Source organism: Xanthocytophaga agilis, assembly GCF_030068605.1.
Classification (GTDB): domain Bacteria; phylum Bacteroidota; class Bacteroidia; order Cytophagales; family 172606-1; genus Xanthocytophaga; species Xanthocytophaga agilis.
In genome coordinates, this window is the sequence record NZ_JASJOU010000001.1 from 1,025,289 (window position 1) to 1,042,003 (window position 16,715).

Consider the following 16,715-nt stretch of genomic DNA (forward strand, 5'->3'; position numbering starts at 1 on the left):
ACTATTTTCGAAGCTCGTAATTGCAAAATGATAAACAAATAGATTTTTATGCTTTCTCAAAAATGGACAAAATTGATTAAATCTCTGCAAGTAAAAAAATACCGCAAACTTGAACAATCTTTTGTGACGGAAGGTGGAAAGAGTGTTCTGGAATTAATACAATCCGATTACAAAGTAACAATTGTTTTAGTAACTGCACGATTTAAAGATGAAAACTCAGAAATATTGAGAAGCAAAAACTTTGCCGTTGAAATTGTGAGTGAAGAAGATTTGGAAAAGTTAGGCTCTTTCCAGAGTAATAATGCTGCATTAGCTGTGGCAGAGATGAAATCTAATCATATACTCATACCACAATCTAATGAAATCCTTCTTGCCTTGGATGGAATCCAAGACCCTGGTAATCTTGGTACTATTATAAGAATAGCGGATTGGTATGGTATTAAAAAGTTAATTTGCTCAGAGGATACCGTGGATTTTTATAATCCAAAAACGATAAGTGCCACAATGGGCTCATTTACCCGAACACAATTATACTACTGTAATCTAATTGATTATCTGGAGAAGTATAAAGCGGATGTGGTTTCGTATGGTGCGTTTCTTGAAGGAGAGTCTGTGTATCAAACACATTTCACTTCATCTGGTATTATTGTTATGGGAAATGAAGCGCATGGGATCAGACCTGAATTAGAATCTGTTATTGAGAAACAAATCAGTATTCCCCGTTTTGGAAGTGCTGAATCATTAAATGTAGCGATTGCAACCGCTATAATATGTGATAACTGGAGAAGATCTCTTCATAGAACTTAATTTTTATATTCGGTTTTTACCTGAGTTATCCAGCATTTAACTAGAGCTTTATCTTCCAAGAATGCATGCTGGATTTATAGTGAGTCATTTTATTCACAGAAAAAGTTTGCTGCGCATAGTTTTATGCAAGCAACAGTTTGCGGTGAATTCAGATTAGATTTTTTTTGTCGTGAGTTATGCGCAAAGTGAAAAGTGATTGGAATTCTGGTCAAAAATAAAATTGCAGTAAATAAAACGCAATCTATCAGCGTATAGGGAGGACGGCTTTGCCTTCTCTAAAAACGTTTTTGCATAAAACTATGCGCACGTAAAAAATCAACTTTATAGGAGACTCACATATAAATTTAGTATGAGTATTCTGTAAAATCTGCTAATTTAGTCTTCAGATTTAGAGTATAAATATTTGTCAATAATTATATGTGCAATATACAATCCCGGTGTAAGCAATAATGCCATGCTTACCTTATATAAATAACTATTAACACCTGTCGATAAAACCTGTGCAAAAGACCAGTTGCCAAATACATAGAATGCAATAAAAATAACTACATAACTATCTATTAACTGTGAGATTATAGTAGAACCTGTTGCCCGCAACCAGATTCTTTTACTTCCAGTGATATTTCTTAGATATTGGAAGACATAGGCATCAAGGAGCTGGCTTAGTAAAAAAGCAGCTATAGATCCTACAATGATATTGAGACCCTGACGGAAGATTTTTGAGAAGGCAAAATTGATATCAAAGTTGTTATCACCTTTATTTACGTCCAACCAGAATTGAGCAGGCGGTAAATGGGTAGAAACAAAAATAATCAGAAACCCATACGTAATAAGAATTGCTCCCAGATAACTTACCCGTTTTACACCTTTCGGTCCAAAATATTCATTGATGATATCTGAGGTAATAAATACAATAGGCCAGGGAAGTGCTCCTGCAGGCAAATTAAAATCTTGTTTGAAACTGCCTATTGGAATTTGGGCAGGAGGAAAACCAAATACGGATTCCAGTGAAAACATCTTTGCTCCAATGATTTCTGAGATAATTGCATTTGTAAGAAAAATGCCACTCAGAACCATAAAAAGATTTTGTTTTTTTTGTGTGTCAGGCTGAATTTGGGTAATGGTTTTCAAGGATCAGAGCGTATGTTCGACAATAAGAATAATAGTAAGTGGGAAATAATAGTTTACTAACTCTAAAAATACTAAAATGTTTTAATCAGCCAAAGATATAGTAGTCCCTTCTGTTGCAAGTTGTGTATTAGGGAAAATACTGCGAGCTTCTTCAAGTAATGGGGATAAGTCTTTGTAGCGTGCTGAAAAATGTCCTATCAGGAGTTTGTCTACATTGGCAAGCTTCGCTATTTTTGCAGCGTCATGTGCTGTACTATGATGAGTTTTTAAAGCTCTTTCTGCTTCTGAATTCATAAATGTTGCTTCATGATATAAGAGGTCAACATTATGGATCTGTTCTATAACAGGTTCATAATAAGCTGTGTCAGAGCAATAAGCATAACTAAGCGACTTTCTGGGTGAAAGAGTAAGATCGGAGTTATGGTAAAGGAGTGTACCATTCTCATCAAAAAGATCTTTTCCTTCTTTCAGACGTTTGATCTGATGAGGGGAAATATAGTCTGGCAATGTTTCTTTTTTGATTCTGCGTTTGCGTGTTTTTTCCTGGAATAAAAAACCTGTGCAGGGAATGCCATGGTTAAGTGGAATGGTGGAAACAGTCATCACATCATTTTCATATATAACCTGTTGGATAGGGTCTAACGCATGAAAATGAACTGTATAGATAAGCCATGTTTCGGAACATCGGAATTGGTTTGTAATAACATCAGAGAGGAGAGGAGGTCCATATAAATGTAGGTCTTCAGTGCGACCATTAAGATTCATGGTTGCTAACAGACCAACCAGCCCATAAAAGTGATCTCCGTGTAAATGGCTGATGACTATATGGTTGATACGATTGATTTTACACTGATACTTTAATAATTGAAACTGTGTTCCTTCACCACAGTCTATCAGAAAGTAATCTTGTTCTACCTGTAAAAGCTGCGAGGTGGGATATCGGCCAAAGGCGGGAGTGGCAGAACTGCTACCTAATATTTTTAATGTGAAAGCCAATGCAGTACTGAATAAAAGTTGCACAGAAAAAATAAATGAAGATTGCCTGTTTCGTTTACAGGCAATCACTTATAATCTGGAATTTTATTCAGTTTCTTCTTTACCAAATTCACTTTCTAACTCATGAAAGAAAACTGCATCAACTGCTTCTGGAGTGGTTGGAAGTATATGGAGTACACTTTCCAGTTGAGAAATCTTAATCAGTTTTTGTACATGGTCAGAAAGTCCTGTCAATACAAATAATCCTTCAGATTCTTTGCAGAGACGATTACCTGTAAGTACTGCACTTAGTCCTGACGAATCCATGTATTTGGTTTCAGACAAGTCCAGAATAATATTTTTATATCCTTCTGCATTGAACGTTACAAGTTCTGTTTTCAACAAAGGGGTCAGGGTTGCATCAAGTTTGCTTTCATGCAACTGAATTAATACATATTTTTCCTGTTTATCTAGCGTGAATTTCATTGGAATTCGATTGGTTTTTGATTGAGAGCAGGACAAGCAACGTCCAATCAAAAAGAGATTGCTTTAGCTATCAGTCGAACTTTACTAGGAATTATCATGCAAATTAACACATTTCGGAATAATATAAAAATCATTTAGAATTCACTAATTACACTATTTATGTGAGCTTCTATTCTGCTTTCAATACCATCTGTAGAAATGCGTTCGAATGGCTGGCCTGTCATCCTTTCAAATAGTTCCACATATCTGTCTGTTATAGTTTGTATCCAGGTATCAGACATTGCAGGGACAGTTTGTCCTTCTTTTCCTTGAAATCCATTGGCAATCAGCCATTCACGAACGAACTCCTTCGAAAGTTGTTTTTGTGATTCTCCTGAATTCTGTCGTTCTGAGTAGCCATCTGCATAGAAGTACCGGGAAGAATCCGGGGTATGAACTTCATCAATCAGGTAAATAGTTTCATCTATCTTTCCAAATTCGTACTTGGTATCTACCAGAATCAAGCCTCTTTCTGCAGCAATTTGTGTTCCTCTCTCAAATAAAGCTAATGCATATTTTTCAAGTTGAGTATAATCACTTTCTGAAACTATACCTCGTTTAATAATTTCTTCTCTGGAGATATCCTCATCATGACCTTCTTTTGCTTTAGTCGTGGGTGTGATAATAGGAGAGGGGAGTTTATCATTTTCTTTTAGTCCTTCAGGTAAGGAAACTCCACAAAGTATACGTTTTCCTGACTTATATTCGCGCCACGCGTGACCTGCCAAATATCCTCTCACAACCATTTCTACAGCAAAAGGCTCACATCGTAATCCAACACTCACATTAGGGTCTGGGACAGATTGTAACCAGTTAGGGAGGATATCAGACGTTTTTTGCAAAAAAAGTGCAGCAATCTGATTCAATACTTGTCCCTTGTATGGAATAGGGCGTGGCAAAATTACATCGAAGGCTGATATACGATCTGTAGCAACAACAACCATTTTATCATTAAAATAGTACACATCGCGTACTTTACCACGATAAAAGTCTGTTTGATTTTTAAATTGAAAGTAGGTTTCTTTTAAAGCGTACATAAAGGGTGTTCAAAATAATAAGGTTTTTAATTAGTTCTGACAAGTAAAAAATTTAAGGTCGACGTCTGCAAAAAAAGTTACAGAGATAGCTTTATAGTTTCTCTATAACCATAGCCGATGCACCACCACCACCATTACAGATACCAACAACACCAATGTTCGCATTTTTTTGCTGTAATACATTGGAAAGAGTAACCAGAATTCGTGCTCCTGAACAACCTAGCGGATGGCCAATAGCAACCGCTCCTCCAAAAATATTAATCTGTTCAGGAGCGATATTTAGCTTCTGCATATTACAGAGTGCAACTGCTGAGAATGCTTCATTAATTTCATAATAATCTACATCTTTCTCTGTAATGCCTGCTGCTTTTAGTGCTTTGGGAATTGCTAGGGATGGAGAGGTTGTAAACCACTCAGGTGCCTGTTCCGCATCCGCAAATCCCCGGATGCGTGCAATAGGTTTTAATCCTAACTCTGTTGCCTTCTCTTTACTTAGTAAAACCAAAGCTGCAGCGCCATCATTGATTGTAGATGCATTGGCCGCCGTCACAGTACCCTCAGAAGAGAATGCAGGCTTTAAAGAAGGAATCTTTTCAAAATTTACATTCTTATATTCTTCATCTTCATTGATAAGAATAGGTTCTTTGCCTTTTTGAGGTACAGCTACAGGTATAATTTCCTCTTTAAAATACCCTTTCTGTGTTGCATCTGCTGCTCTTTTATAGGATTGTATGGCATATGCGTCTTGTGTTTCTCTGCTAATATTTAATTCCCGTGCCATCATATCTGCGGCATTGCCCATAGCATAGTTGTGGTATACTTCCCAAAGTCCATCTTTTTGTAAACCGTCGATGAGTTTTCCATCACCATATTTATATCCAAATCGGGCTTTTTCAATATAGTATGGCACATTGGTCATACTTTCCATACCACCAGCAACGACAATATCGTTGATGCCCAACATAATACTTTGTGCAGCGAACATAACTGCCTTTGTACCTGAAGCACATACTTTATTTATTGTTGTACAAACCGTTTCGGGAGGAAGTCCTGCAAAGATTGCAGCCTGACGTGCTGGAGCCTGACCCAAATTAGCAGAAATAACATTCCCCATAAAAACTTCCTGGACCTGATTGGCTGCTATTCCTGCTTTTTCGAGAGCTCCTTTAATTGCAAATGATCCAAGTTGAGTGGCTGAAAAAGAGGATAGTACCCCGCCAAAACTACCTATTGGAGTTCGAACTGCTGAAACTATATATACTTCTTTCATAGAATAAGCTTGTTGATAATTTTTAAATACAATAAAATCTATATAGTTATAATGTATTTTACGGATACAAACCTAGACAATATTGATAGAAATGTGAAATGATAGTCTGATTTTCCTGATACTATAATTTACCAATCAGGTTTGGCATTATTGCTGGTTTTCTTTCCTTGCTTTTTTTGTTGCTGAATGTACTGTTTCTCTGCATCCTTCATTGCTTCCAGAAGTATATCTGCTTGTTCTTTGGACATACCCGTTTCGGCATAAGGATCTTGTTCTACCTGACTATTATTGGCACGTTCGGCATTGTTTTCGTTGTCTTCCCATTCCGGTTTGGGAGGATCGTGTGGTTTTGGTGCAGGGGTTGATTGAGGAATTGAATTTGTTTTAGGCTTGTTTTGTTGTTTGAGTTTTTCAGTCAGTTCATAATTATATCTGGCATCTTCATTTCTTGGATTTGATTTTAGTGAGTTGCGAAAACAGGTAGAGGCCCAATCATATCGTTTAGCGTTGTAGGCAAGTACACCTAATTGCTGCCATGCAAGTGACTTAACAGCTGGATGAGGTGATTGACAGGCTATTTGATATAACGCAGTTGCTTGCTTGGGCTTTTTCTGAATGAAATAACAGTGGGCTAGGTTTACCAGGACTTCTTCTTCTCCCACATTTAAAATCTCGTACAGATGTTTGTAGAATATGAGTGCTTCTTCATAGTTTCCCTGTTGGAAAGCTAGATTGGCCTGGTATTTATATTCACGTATTTCCCCCGATTTACTGAGAATATTCCAGTTCGGAAGCCAAGAAACTGCAAACACAATAAACCAGAATTTTGGAGAAAAAACCATAATTTAAACAATTGGTGAAATATGACGCTGATCACCGATACAAAAAACGAAAAATATCTTTATAAATGTATAGTAGTGACTGCAATCATAATATCAATAACCAATAACATTAATGCACAAATTAAGAAATAATAGTATTTATTAGAGGAAATATCAATTTTACGGGTGTCTTGTAAGTGTCCTTCAACTTTAGACACTGTAGAGGTTAAAGCCGGAATTTCATTTTGTATACGACTTAACTCAAAGTATTGTCCATTTGCATGTTGTGCTAATAATTGCAGGTGCTCGGCTTCAAGTCGAGTAATTACTGTTTTGCCCCCTGGTGTTTGTTTAAAACCGTTTGCTGTTGGTATTTTTCCTCCTGTTTTGGTTCCAACTCCCAGTGTAAATAATTTTAGTCCATCTTCTTCAATTTTGTGAGCGATATGTTCTGCCTCTTCTCCAAAATCTTCCCCATCGGTAATGAGAATAATAATTTTAGCCTGCTTTTGGGTTGAGGTATTTTTTTTGTCCTGATGTTGTTTTAATGCAAGGTTGAGCGCGGCTGCCAGATCTGTACTACTTTGAGTTACAAGATCAGTTCGTAATGTTTCAATAAATAATCGTAATGCATTTTGATCATACGTTAGAGGACATTGAACAAACGCTTCATTTGAGAAAATGATCAATCCAATGCGGTCTGATGAGAAGCTCGGAAGCCAGCGAGTTAATTCGTATTTTACTCTTTCAAGACGTGAGGGTGCAATATCTGTTGCATCCATTGATTTTGAAAGATCTACAACCAGATAAATATCTCTGCCAACAGCTTTTACTTCTTTGCGAAGAGTGCCAAAGGTTGGGCCAAGCAACCCAATCATAAGCAGACTAAAATAAATGAAGCGAATCATAGCCTTGGCTGCCAGACCACTTGTTGAACTGTGCATTTGTTTGGCCTTGCGGGTGGTTCTGATTACGTATAAAATATAGAAAAATATGAAAAGTCCAATGAGCCCATATTCCCACCAGGTAATCTCATAATACCAGTTCATGAAGTATATAAGTTTTTAAAGTAAGAACGTATTCTTGGCTGCAAAGGTATTCTAATTAACCGATTTTTATGAAGTAGAAAAAAAGTTAAAAAAATATTTTACTGACTTTCAGGTGATTAGTATTTGCTTTTGGACTTTTTTTATGGTTTTTATTGTGAAACGTTTGCGGAAGTGAAAATGTTTTCTTTATCTTTGCAGACCATTTCGGAGAGATGCCTGAGAGGCCGAAAGGAGCAGTTTGCTAAACTGTCGTACGTGTTAAAGCGTACCGAGGGTTCGAATCCCTCTCTCTCCGCTGGTTGAATTGGAAAAATCATAGTTTCGGGGTGTAGCGTAGCCCGGTTATCGCGCCACATTTGGGATGTGGAGGTCGTGTGTTCGAATCACACCACCCCGACTTTGATAAGCCACTCTATTTTCTCCTTGAGTGGCTTATTTCTTCTAATAAATAAAGGAAGAGAGGATTTTTTTAATTAAAAGGCTTATCTTTACAGGCTATTTTGGAGAGATGCCTGAGAGGCCGAAAGGAGCAGTTTGCTAAACTGTCGTACGTGTTAAAGCGTACCGAGGGTTCGAATCCCTCTCTCTCCGCTGGTTGAATTGGAAAAATCATAGTTTCGGGGTGTAGCGTAGCCCGGTTATCGCGCCACATTTGGGATGTGGAGGTCGTGTGTTCGAATCACACCACCCCGACTTTAAGCCGCTCTAAATATTTTATTTAGAGCGGCTTTTTATTTGTTCCTTCTTTAGCCTCCTGTACAATCAAAAGTTTACACCATCTTTGTTATTGATCATGATTGTAACCCAATTAATCTTCCACTGAATGTAAGATACAATCGTTGATGACTCAGCCATGCTGATCCCAATTAAAAAAGTTCTTAGAAAAATTATTATGTTATCAGAACATACTAACGAAGAGAAAGTACTGAAATTACTTCTTTCAGGAGATGAAGAAAACATTGTACTTGGACTTGAGATTGCCAAATCCTTAAGTCTCACTATTGGGAATATTAAAAAGGATATATCTGTATTGTTTGCCTGGCTGGAAGCCAATAGTCAACCCACTCCTGAAGTAGATACATTTGATGATACCTGGTTTCTGCAAAGACTACTAGATATACATTGTATTGAAGAAATAGATCTTGCAGGATACCATTTAAGAGAGATGCCCAGCCAGATTAAATATTTGTTTAATTTGAGAAAGGTATTTCTTAAGGGAAATAAAATAAGTCAGTTGCCATCTGAAATAGGTTGTCTTAAAAGGCTTGAAGAATTAAATGTATCTCTTAACCAATTAACATCTCTTCCTGTAGAAATTGGAGATTGTTTGAATTTGCAAAAGCTTTTGGTTAGTTCAAATCAACTAGTAAAAGTACCGAAAGAAATTGGTAATTGTATCAATCTCACCTGGCTTGACCTAACCAGAAACCAACTCCACTCAATACCAGACGAAGTGGGAAATCTGGTTAATCTTCAGGAACTACATTTATACAACAATCAACTGACTTCTCTTCCTGCTTCCATAGGGAATCTTGCTAAACTAAATAGACTTTTGCTGAGTTTAAACCGCTTACACTCAATACCACCTCAGATAGGGGAGTGTAGGCAACTCTCAATACTTTCTTTGTCAGACAATCAATTGATTTTTCTACCAAGAGAAATTGGTAATCTTACCTGTCTTACAGAGCTAGCAGCATTTAATAATTTATTGCAATATCTTCCTGTTGAGATTGGTAATTTGACTAATCTAAGGGAATTATTAGTGTTTAATAATAAATTGGAATCTCTTCCTCCAGAAATTGGTAATCTGATACATCTTGAATCGCTTTATATTAGTGATAATCCACTGCATAAAATCCCTGCTGAGGTTTGTAATCTTACCCATATGACCTACTTCAATATGGAAGGAATTGAAATACCTGCAGAGCTTGCAACACAACTAACAAAATGCCTTCCTGCCTGCCAGATTATTAAATAGAATTTAATAATCTGGCAGATATTTTATGTTTTGGGAGAAGTTAGTCTCTTGTAAGGAACTGATTTCATTTTTATTGGTAGTAAATTCATATTAATTTGATTTTGGATGAAATGAAGTAAAAAATTATATTTGAGTTTCTTTCTTTACTTTATACCACATTACTTATGACTGAAGATCAATTGTCTACACTTATTGAAAAACTGGATTTTATCATTGATAAACAAAGTAGGATAGAGGCTCGTCTGGAAAAGATAGAAGGAGACCTAGGTGGTGTGATACATGATATTAAAAAGATAAAAAAGCGGGTACGTAAAGAAAAAGGTGGGACAGATGAACTAAAGAAAAAGGCAAAAGAATAAATAGAATGGATGTACAGTTTAAATTATATAATACCATAGGGCAACCAACCTGGAAAATAGAACAGTATCAACAGACTGTTAAATCTCAGTATAAGCAACCTCTTCATGAAATCCAGGAACTCCTTTATCAACAAGGAGAAACCAATACGCAGATCAGCATCTCAATTGAAATTGATATTAAAAATGAAAGAGTTTTTCCGCCTATTATTACTATTGGTGATGGGACAGAGGAACAAACAATGAAATACCAAAGCCTTAAAAAGAAAATAGTAAGATTGCTTCCTGAATAGATTTTATAATTACAAACCAATCGAATTTGAAAAGACTCCACACATTATGCTTGTGTATGGAGTCTTTTTAAAACTTGTCGATATAAATAACTAATTAGTTGAGACGAGGATTTTGTTCAACCCAATGATGGCTATCCGGATAGATCTTATTTAATTCCCTAACAGAATTGAGTGCATCTTCTTTAGTACATGCATACATACCACATCCATAAAAATTTGTTGTCCTGGATTTCCATGCAATGCGATACAAATTTGGATTATCAACTACAAAATCAACATTTATTTCTTTTTTTTCCATGGATAGATTTTCCTTTCTTTAAAGTGATAACAAAATCTTTTCAGAAAAAATCCCAATTTATTCCAGATGAACTGGAAATGCTTAACAAAGAAAGGACTATATACATTTTCAATAAAAAAGATTCTATATTTGACCAGACAAAACTTTTTCCATATGACAAACGAGCAGATCTCAATCAATGATTTTATTGATACTCCTGAGGCAGTACATCCAAAAACACATATTGACCAAATCAAAAAAATGATACAGGATAAGTGGACCTCCAGTACAGATATACTGAATGCCACTTGTATTACTATTAGTTCAGAAGATTACAAAATACTGGCAGACGCCTTACTAAAGGACGGCAAGTGGGATGTTGATTCTGAAAAGGCTTCTGTGTTTTATCATGGTTTACAAGTCAAAAATGCTGATAGTATGAATTCTGGTGAATGTGAGATTGGTTATAGATAAGCATTTATTCTTTGACATCTTCTAAGATAGTATACCCAGTTCCATTGCATAGCGAGTGAGCTGACTTACGTTGCTAATATCCAGTTTTTTAAAGATGTTTTTTCGATGTGTTTTTACAGTATGTTCAGATATAAATAATTTTTCAGAGATAGCAGAACTGGTTGATCCAAGTGCAATAAGCCGGACTATTTCAATTTCTCTTTCACTAAGACGAAATGCATGCGGATCTGGTTCTGCTTCCATTCGTGCTTCTGCTTTAAAATCTCCGATTGTATCAAAATAAAACTTATTAATCTGCAACCGATCTAGAGCATTTAGCAATTCCTGGCTATTGCCACTTTTTAGAAGACATCCATCAATACCAATTTCAAATAATTGATTAATAAGTGACCTGCTGTTATACATAGTCAGAATCAGTATTTTGATGCTAGGATAATTCTTTTTGATCCATTTACTACATGTGATTCCATTCATACCTGGCATGTTAATGTCTACAATAACTATATCAGGTTTTACAACAGGTAACAACTGAAGCAAATCCTCTCCATTATATGCTTTGCCAACCACCTGGTGAATACCTGTTGATTCAAGTAAACTTACCAGAGAGTCTATCAATATTGGATGATCATCAGCTAAACAGATTTTCATAGACAAGTGGTGAGTTAAATGTGTTCGTATGAGGATAGTTCTGTGAGAGTATATTACATTATTTTATAGATTATTGCAAGTTTTCAGTATACAAAATACAATACAAATCATGTAATTCACTGACTATCTAGAATTAACTACGATTACAAATGTAGGAACTGCTTTTTTGAAGATCAATGTGACCTTGAATATAAGTAGTATAGAGTTGATGAGGAAATGTCAAAATATACTGGTATGCAGATCTGTACTATATATCTGCCGGAGAATAGGGCTGAAGTGATGTATAGATAGTATGAAATATACAAGTAAATGTGGAAATTATAGTTGTTTTTTTAGAATTAATTTTACTTCTGTTTATCTTATTTTTAATCGTTTTAGATTAAATAGAAAAAATTTGATTGATAGGGATTTCAATAATGAAGGTACTACCAAATTCTGGAGAGGAGTCAATGGTTACATGCCCTTGAAATCGTTCAGTACGAGAATAAATATGCTGTAAGCCAATACCTTTTTTTACTTGTCGGTTAATGAAACCTTTACCATTATCTTCAAAGATTATGCTTATATATTCTTTGGGTATTTGTGTGATTTCAATTCTGGCTTTTGTTGCGTGTGCATGTTTAAGTGTGTTGGCAAATAATTCCTGAATGATACGGTATATATTTAAACTTAATTCATCATCCAAAGGATCTGTGATATCAATTACTGTTTCAATGATAAGTTTTTGTGAATTAGTAATAGCTTCAACCAATTGTTCTATAGCTGCCTGGAAGCCACCATACTGTAGTAAGCCAGAATCAAGATCATGTGAAATTTTTCTGGTTTCACGGGCGGCTGCTTCTACCAATGAATGTATTTTTTGAATAAGTGTTGTTCGATTATCTTTATAAAAGGAGATTGAGTAAATATCAGATTTTTCACTGGCATGAAGTTGTTTTTCTTCGTGTTTGATTTCCTGATTTTGTAAGGTATCGATATATATTTTGAGAGTGGCTAAAAGACTACCCAAATTATCATGTAGATCTTCTGCGATTCGCTTTCTCTCTGATTCTCTCCCTTCAATAAGAGCATAGGCAGATTGTAGCTCTGCCTTTTTTAATAATTTTTCAATCTCCCGGAATTCAGCTTGTTTTCGATACAATTTGCGCTGAAATATGAAAGCAAAAAATATGACCCCTGACACTGTTAGTACAGTTGTAAGAGTACCAATAATAAGAATTAACAAATCTGTTACATTTGTTTGCTGAGCCATAGACCGTAGGCTATAATTATATTTTTTGTCACATTTGCAAATGATTGAATGATCCAGGCGTTATGAAAGATGCCAGAAGCTTCTTTAGAAAGGATTTTCCACCCTAAAAGATACGTAAAAAAAGATCCTGATGCATAGATAAGTATTCCGGCATTGATAAAAAACAATGGATGTTTTTCTACCATGATAGGTTCAGGCTGTTCATACAGTTTATAATAATAGACAAATCCAAGTACAATAAATACAAGAGCATTTATTGACCAGGCTACTTGATTAAATTGATACCAATCTCCTGTAAGTATTGTATGTAAAAGATTAAAGAGTATCAATATACCAAGTCCATACAGGTAGATAGGCTTTGCAGATAAAAGTTTGTAATAAAAAAGAGGTAAGAATACAAGTTCGATGAAAGCCAGTAGATGATATACTGGCATATTGTTGATGGTAAATTCTGCTGTAATTAGAGTAAAAAGTTTCAAGGCTGAAGAGATTAAAAAAAAAATCCTAAACCAAATAGCGGAATTATTTTTTTGCCTACCAGAATTATTGCTACAACTGGAAAAAGATCAGATATATCTGATATATTGGCAATCCAGATCGAAAATGTTTTCAGACTTACACTTAGTAAAGGAGAAATCATAGAAACTAGCATTGGTTCATTTATAAAATATTGTAATTCTGACTCTGACAAACTTGCCAGAGCCAGAAAGAAAAAATTATGCACCACCTCCACAGAGATTAGGACAGGGACGGCTGTTCCCTAATATGCCGTCATTGCCATCTGTTGTATCAGCTCTGGCTGCTGTTGTTCCTGGGTACACCGGATATAAGTCTGTACCATCTGTAAGGATAGGTATTAAAAAAATATCATCAACAGTTTGAGGACCACCATTAATCATTTGTACTGACCTGGCTTGATATGTACGTACTCCATCAATAGGAAGTGCAGGATTGGCTGCATTATAATCCTCAATTTTTTGCAAGAATTCTTTTATTTTTGTTAGCCCAAGAATATGTCCGCTGACAACTGTTGGATCATCTGGGTTCAGTCCGTTGTCATTAAAAAATGCTAACAAATAGGAGGCTGCTTGTGTAGGGGAAATGAAAGTTCCAATGGTATTGTTTGCCATGATTAAATGAATGTTAAATAATTTGATTGTTAGAATTCTTAAAATGGCTGGTGTAAATAAATTGATGATACAATCAAAGTTGATATTCTACTTGAAACTTGTCAATACCGCAAAATAGGTATTTTTAAGAGGCAGTTTTCTTTAAAAAGGACTGATTATTAGTGATCAAATTCAGAGTAATTCGTGCCTGGAAGAATTTGAACTGAATTTGTTGTTTTTGAGTGGGTGGAGACTAAATTTTTTTATAAATCTCACGTTTATGCAATACACTCAACTGAAGGGATTAAAGAAAAAAAGGGTTATAGTAATATGGGTTGAAATTTATGTATCTTATGCTGAAGCTTTAACACCTGAAATGGCATTAAAGTTAAAACGTGTAGATAAGGCGTCGGATTAGTGGGTTGAATACCTTCAATGAATAAAAAAAAGACGCAGATAAGATATCTGCGTCTTTTCTATTTTAGCCTCTAAAGCAAAATGACTAAAAAAGCGTTTCTTGATGCCAACGCTTAACAAAGAAAAGATAAATAGTAGACTTTTTCAGCCCTATTATACACGTAGGTCTTTTTTATCGACTGTTCGGTCAAATATTCGACAAATAATGGATGAATAGATATTTTTTTTCTATAATTCCTCAACAAAAAGAAAAAATAAAACTATTTATGGAAATGAATATTTTTTTGCATCCATGCTGTAGAATGTATTTGAAACGATTACTCACTATCAATTCTCAATTTTATGGCAGAGATATCCAGTACTAAAAATTCCCGTATGAAATCCGTTCGGATTGATATGACCCCAATGGTTGATCTGGCTTTTTTACTTGTAACTTTTTTTATGTTAACTACTACTTTCCTAAAACCAAAAATAATGAAGTTGACCATGCCAGAAAAATCTAAAGATAAAGAGGCTGCCGTTATGGATAAAGTTACTACAACCTTGGTCCTTGATAAAAATAATCAGTTGTATTACTATCAGGGTGCAGAGGATCCTCAGGTTTTCAAAACCGATTACTCTGCCAGCGGTTTGCGCAAACTAGCGCTTGAAATGGTCAAGAAAGGAGCTGCAATCCACAAAGATGCCATCTTTATTATCAAGCCAACAGAACAGGCATCTTATCAGAATGTTGTGGATGTGTTGGATGAGATGACAATTACCAATGTAAAGGTGTATGCTGTTCAGAAATTATACCCACAGGAGGTTGCATTGATTGATCAATACAAAGCGAAACATAATATCCGGTAGATGTAAATAAAAAAACGGATGTGCAACTTATACTAAGGGCACATCCGTTTTATAAAAAGTAATCTATATTCTATGCTGTTACTTTGATAGAAGCAGGAGGGAACTTGGCTAGTTGTTCTTTATAAAGTTCAACACTCAGTAAACCTTCTGGTAAAATCACATCATCAAAAGTAAGAACCTTATCTTTTGGAAGGTCTGTTTTCAAAATAGCACCTTCTGCAAGACCAATCGGCAATAGATTTTCCGCACGAGCTATATCATAATTTTCAGCTAAGCCATATGTCATATATTCTCCTAGTCCATCTAACTTTTCTCCAGATTTCAAATCTATTTTAGCTGTAGTTACAACTTCTACTGTTGGTGTGCCAATAGGAGCAAGATTTGCATCATTGAAAAGTACAGCCCGTGCCACTGTATTGTGAATTTCAAAATGGCACAAGTGATATGGAGTATAGAAGCAGTAAAGTGGTCCTTCTCCTAACTTGTACAAATTCAGGTAATGACGCATGGTTGGGTGTTCGTGTGTACCCAAAACAAAAACGCCCGGACCCGGAGCTGCACCAACTACATAATCTACAATTCCAGGACCAGCCAGCCACTCATCCAGATCATATAATTCAGGGAATAGTTTGGTGGTTTTCTCAATAGGAGTTCCTGCTTCCATTGTTGGACCAAACATACCTCGTTTGCCTACTTTCATTCCTGTTGCATTGGCAACACAAGCTTGTTCATATGAGATTTTGGTACCATCCGCAAATGAAGTTACCATTGCCGGATTCTGTCCCCATTTTTCTGCAAACCCTTTTTGTGTTGTAGGATTCCTGTAAGGATCATGTAGCCCTTTGATATTACCCAAAAGTACGGGACGTACACCAATTCCTTTTACAAACCGATAAAGGTTCATAATTACACCTGGCTGATCTCCATCTGCTACTGTATAAACAACACCTGCTTTGTCTGCATATGTTTTCAGAATAGAACCGATTGTTCCATCAACTTCCGCATTCATCAAAATGACATGCTTGCCGTTTTTGATAGCATGCATTACAACCCGTGCACCATATTCAATATGACCAGTTACTTCCATCACCGCATCTACCTGACCTGCTTCACATAAAAGAAATGGGTTGTCTGTTACTGAAAACTTTTTGCGGGATATTGCTTCTTCCAACTGAGCAGTAGTACCTACTTCTACAATATCAGATTCAGCAATTCCTGCCTCACGATAAGCTCGTTTGGCAGTTTCCAGTGTACGGTTGGAAATAGCTACCAGCTCCATTCCTTTTACAAACTGGCAGATTTGCAAAGCAATACCTCTGGCCATAAATCCGGCTCCTACCATAGCTACCCGAATAGGCTTCCCTTCGCTATGTCTTTTTTCTAATGCACTATCAACAATAATCATATAGAGAATTTTTATGGTTAAGACATTACACTTGATTTCTTA

General features: G+C 35.8%; 19 protein-coding genes and 4 tRNA genes. 10 read left to right on the forward strand and 13 right to left on the reverse strand.

Translation table 11 applies throughout. The features are described from left to right. Nucleotides 1-48: 48 nt before the first annotated feature. Nucleotides 49-807, forward strand: coding sequence for an RNA methyltransferase (locus QNI22_RS04220; RefSeq protein WP_314509387.1), 759 nt, complete (start codon nucleotides 49-51; stop codon nucleotides 805-807). 375 nt (nucleotides 808-1,182) lie between these two features. On the opposite strand, the gene QNI22_RS04225 is transcribed toward QNI22_RS04220, so the two are convergent. The 7 genes from QNI22_RS04225 to QNI22_RS04255 all read right to left on the reverse strand — a co-directional run bounded on the left by QNI22_RS04225 (nucleotide 1,183) and on the right by QNI22_RS04255 (nucleotide 7,615). Next, on the reverse strand, nucleotides 1,183-1,884 hold the full coding sequence (locus QNI22_RS04225; protein ID WP_314509852.1) for a queuosine precursor transporter: 702 nt from the start codon (nucleotides 1,882-1,884) through the stop codon (nucleotides 1,183-1,185). A 135-nt stretch (nucleotides 1,885-2,019) separates the two neighbouring features. Then, nucleotides 2,020-2,958, reverse strand: a complete 939-nt coding sequence (locus tag QNI22_RS04230; RefSeq protein WP_314509388.1) for a ribonuclease Z — start codon at nucleotides 2,956-2,958, stop codon at nucleotides 2,020-2,022. Nucleotides 2,959-3,018: 60 nt separating this feature from the next. Then, nucleotides 3,019-3,399: an STAS domain-containing protein gene (locus QNI22_RS04235; RefSeq protein WP_313984530.1), complete on the reverse strand. Its 381-nt coding sequence runs from the start codon at nucleotides 3,397-3,399 to the stop codon at nucleotides 3,019-3,021. A 134-nt stretch (nucleotides 3,400-3,533) separates the two neighbouring features. Further along, nucleotides 3,534-4,475, reverse strand: coding sequence for a phosphoribosylaminoimidazolesuccinocarboxamide synthase (locus QNI22_RS04240; protein WP_314509389.1), 942 nt, complete (start codon nucleotides 4,473-4,475; stop codon nucleotides 3,534-3,536). 91 nt (nucleotides 4,476-4,566) lie between these two features. Then, on the reverse strand, nucleotides 4,567-5,745 hold the full coding sequence (locus QNI22_RS04245) for an acetyl-CoA C-acyltransferase (RefSeq protein ID WP_314509390.1): 1,179 nt from the start codon (nucleotides 5,743-5,745) through the stop codon (nucleotides 4,567-4,569). A 128-nt stretch (nucleotides 5,746-5,873) separates the two neighbouring features. Next, the gene (locus QNI22_RS04250) at nucleotides 5,874-6,557 is read right to left on the reverse strand and encodes a tetratricopeptide repeat protein (protein WP_314509391.1); all 684 of its coding nucleotides are present in this window, start codon (nucleotides 6,555-6,557) and stop codon (nucleotides 5,874-5,876) included. A gap of 89 nt (nucleotides 6,558-6,646) precedes the next feature. Further along, complete coding sequence (locus QNI22_RS04255; protein ID WP_314509392.1) at nucleotides 6,647-7,615, reverse strand: vWA domain-containing protein; 969 nt, start codon at nucleotides 7,613-7,615, stop codon at nucleotides 6,647-6,649. A gap of 206 nt (nucleotides 7,616-7,821) precedes the next feature. On the opposite strand from QNI22_RS04255, the gene QNI22_RS04260 reads away from it, so the two are divergent. From QNI22_RS04260 to QNI22_RS04290, 7 genes are all read left to right on the forward strand, one after another. Next, nucleotides 7,822-7,910, forward strand: a tRNA-Ser gene (locus QNI22_RS04260). A 27-nt stretch (nucleotides 7,911-7,937) separates the two neighbouring features. After that, nucleotides 7,938-8,012: transfer RNA gene (locus QNI22_RS04265), tRNA-Pro, on the forward strand. Between the two features lie 105 nt (nucleotides 8,013-8,117). Continuing rightward, a tRNA-Ser gene (locus tag QNI22_RS04270) sits at nucleotides 8,118-8,206 on the forward strand. 27 nt (nucleotides 8,207-8,233) lie between these two features. Continuing rightward, nucleotides 8,234-8,308: transfer RNA gene (locus tag QNI22_RS04275), tRNA-Pro, on the forward strand. A 199-nt stretch (nucleotides 8,309-8,507) separates the two neighbouring features. Next, a complete protein-coding gene (locus QNI22_RS04280) occupies nucleotides 8,508-9,593 on the forward strand; it encodes a leucine-rich repeat domain-containing protein (protein ID WP_314509393.1) in 1,086 nt (361 codons plus the stop codon). A gap of 164 nt (nucleotides 9,594-9,757) precedes the next feature. After that, complete coding sequence (locus tag QNI22_RS04285) at nucleotides 9,758-9,952, forward strand: hypothetical protein (protein ID WP_314509394.1); 195 nt, start codon at nucleotides 9,758-9,760, stop codon at nucleotides 9,950-9,952. 5 nt (nucleotides 9,953-9,957) lie between these two features. Further along, a complete protein-coding gene (locus QNI22_RS04290; protein WP_314509395.1) occupies nucleotides 9,958-10,242 on the forward strand; it encodes a hypothetical protein in 285 nt (94 codons plus the stop codon). Between the two features lie 94 nt (nucleotides 10,243-10,336). On the opposite strand, the gene QNI22_RS04295 is transcribed toward QNI22_RS04290, so the two are convergent. Next, complete coding sequence (locus tag QNI22_RS04295; RefSeq protein ID WP_314509396.1) at nucleotides 10,337-10,540, reverse strand: hypothetical protein; 204 nt, start codon at nucleotides 10,538-10,540, stop codon at nucleotides 10,337-10,339. A 153-nt stretch (nucleotides 10,541-10,693) separates the two neighbouring features. On the opposite strand from QNI22_RS04295, the gene QNI22_RS04300 reads away from it, so the two are divergent. Beyond that, a complete protein-coding gene (locus QNI22_RS04300) occupies nucleotides 10,694-10,993 on the forward strand; it encodes a hypothetical protein (protein ID WP_314509397.1) in 300 nt (99 codons plus the stop codon). Between the two features lie 21 nt (nucleotides 10,994-11,014). On the opposite strand, the gene QNI22_RS04305 is transcribed toward QNI22_RS04300, so the two are convergent. The 4 genes from QNI22_RS04305 to QNI22_RS04320 all read right to left on the reverse strand — a co-directional run bounded on the left by QNI22_RS04305 (nucleotide 11,015) and on the right by QNI22_RS04320 (nucleotide 14,023). Continuing rightward, entirely contained in the window at nucleotides 11,015-11,641 is a 627-nt protein-coding gene (locus QNI22_RS04305; protein WP_314509398.1) for a response regulator transcription factor, read from the reverse strand. Nucleotides 11,642-12,020: 379 nt separating this feature from the next. After that, nucleotides 12,021-12,893 (reverse strand): sensor histidine kinase, encoded by an 873-nt coding sequence (locus QNI22_RS04310; protein WP_314509399.1) that lies wholly within the window; start codon nucleotides 12,891-12,893, stop codon nucleotides 12,021-12,023. Beyond that, nucleotides 12,872-13,372 (reverse strand): hypothetical protein, encoded by a 501-nt coding sequence (locus tag QNI22_RS04315; RefSeq protein WP_314509400.1) that lies wholly within the window; start codon nucleotides 13,370-13,372, stop codon nucleotides 12,872-12,874. Before QNI22_RS04315 ends, QNI22_RS04310 begins: the two co-directional genes overlap by 22 nt. Nucleotides 13,373-13,609: 237 nt before the next feature. Next, nucleotides 13,610-14,023, reverse strand: a complete 414-nt coding sequence (locus tag QNI22_RS04320) for a hypothetical protein (protein WP_314509401.1) — start codon at nucleotides 14,021-14,023, stop codon at nucleotides 13,610-13,612. A gap of 738 nt (nucleotides 14,024-14,761) precedes the next feature. On the opposite strand from QNI22_RS04320, the gene QNI22_RS04325 reads away from it, so the two are divergent. Beyond that, nucleotides 14,762-15,268 (forward strand): ExbD/TolR family protein, encoded by a 507-nt coding sequence (locus QNI22_RS04325; RefSeq protein ID WP_314509402.1) that lies wholly within the window; start codon nucleotides 14,762-14,764, stop codon nucleotides 15,266-15,268. A 70-nt stretch (nucleotides 15,269-15,338) separates the two neighbouring features. On the opposite strand, the gene QNI22_RS04330 is transcribed toward QNI22_RS04325, so the two are convergent. Continuing rightward, nucleotides 15,339-16,673 (reverse strand): NAD(P)H-dependent oxidoreductase, encoded by a 1,335-nt coding sequence (locus tag QNI22_RS04330; RefSeq protein ID WP_314509403.1) that lies wholly within the window; start codon nucleotides 16,671-16,673, stop codon nucleotides 15,339-15,341. Nucleotides 16,674-16,715 lie beyond the last annotated feature (42 nt).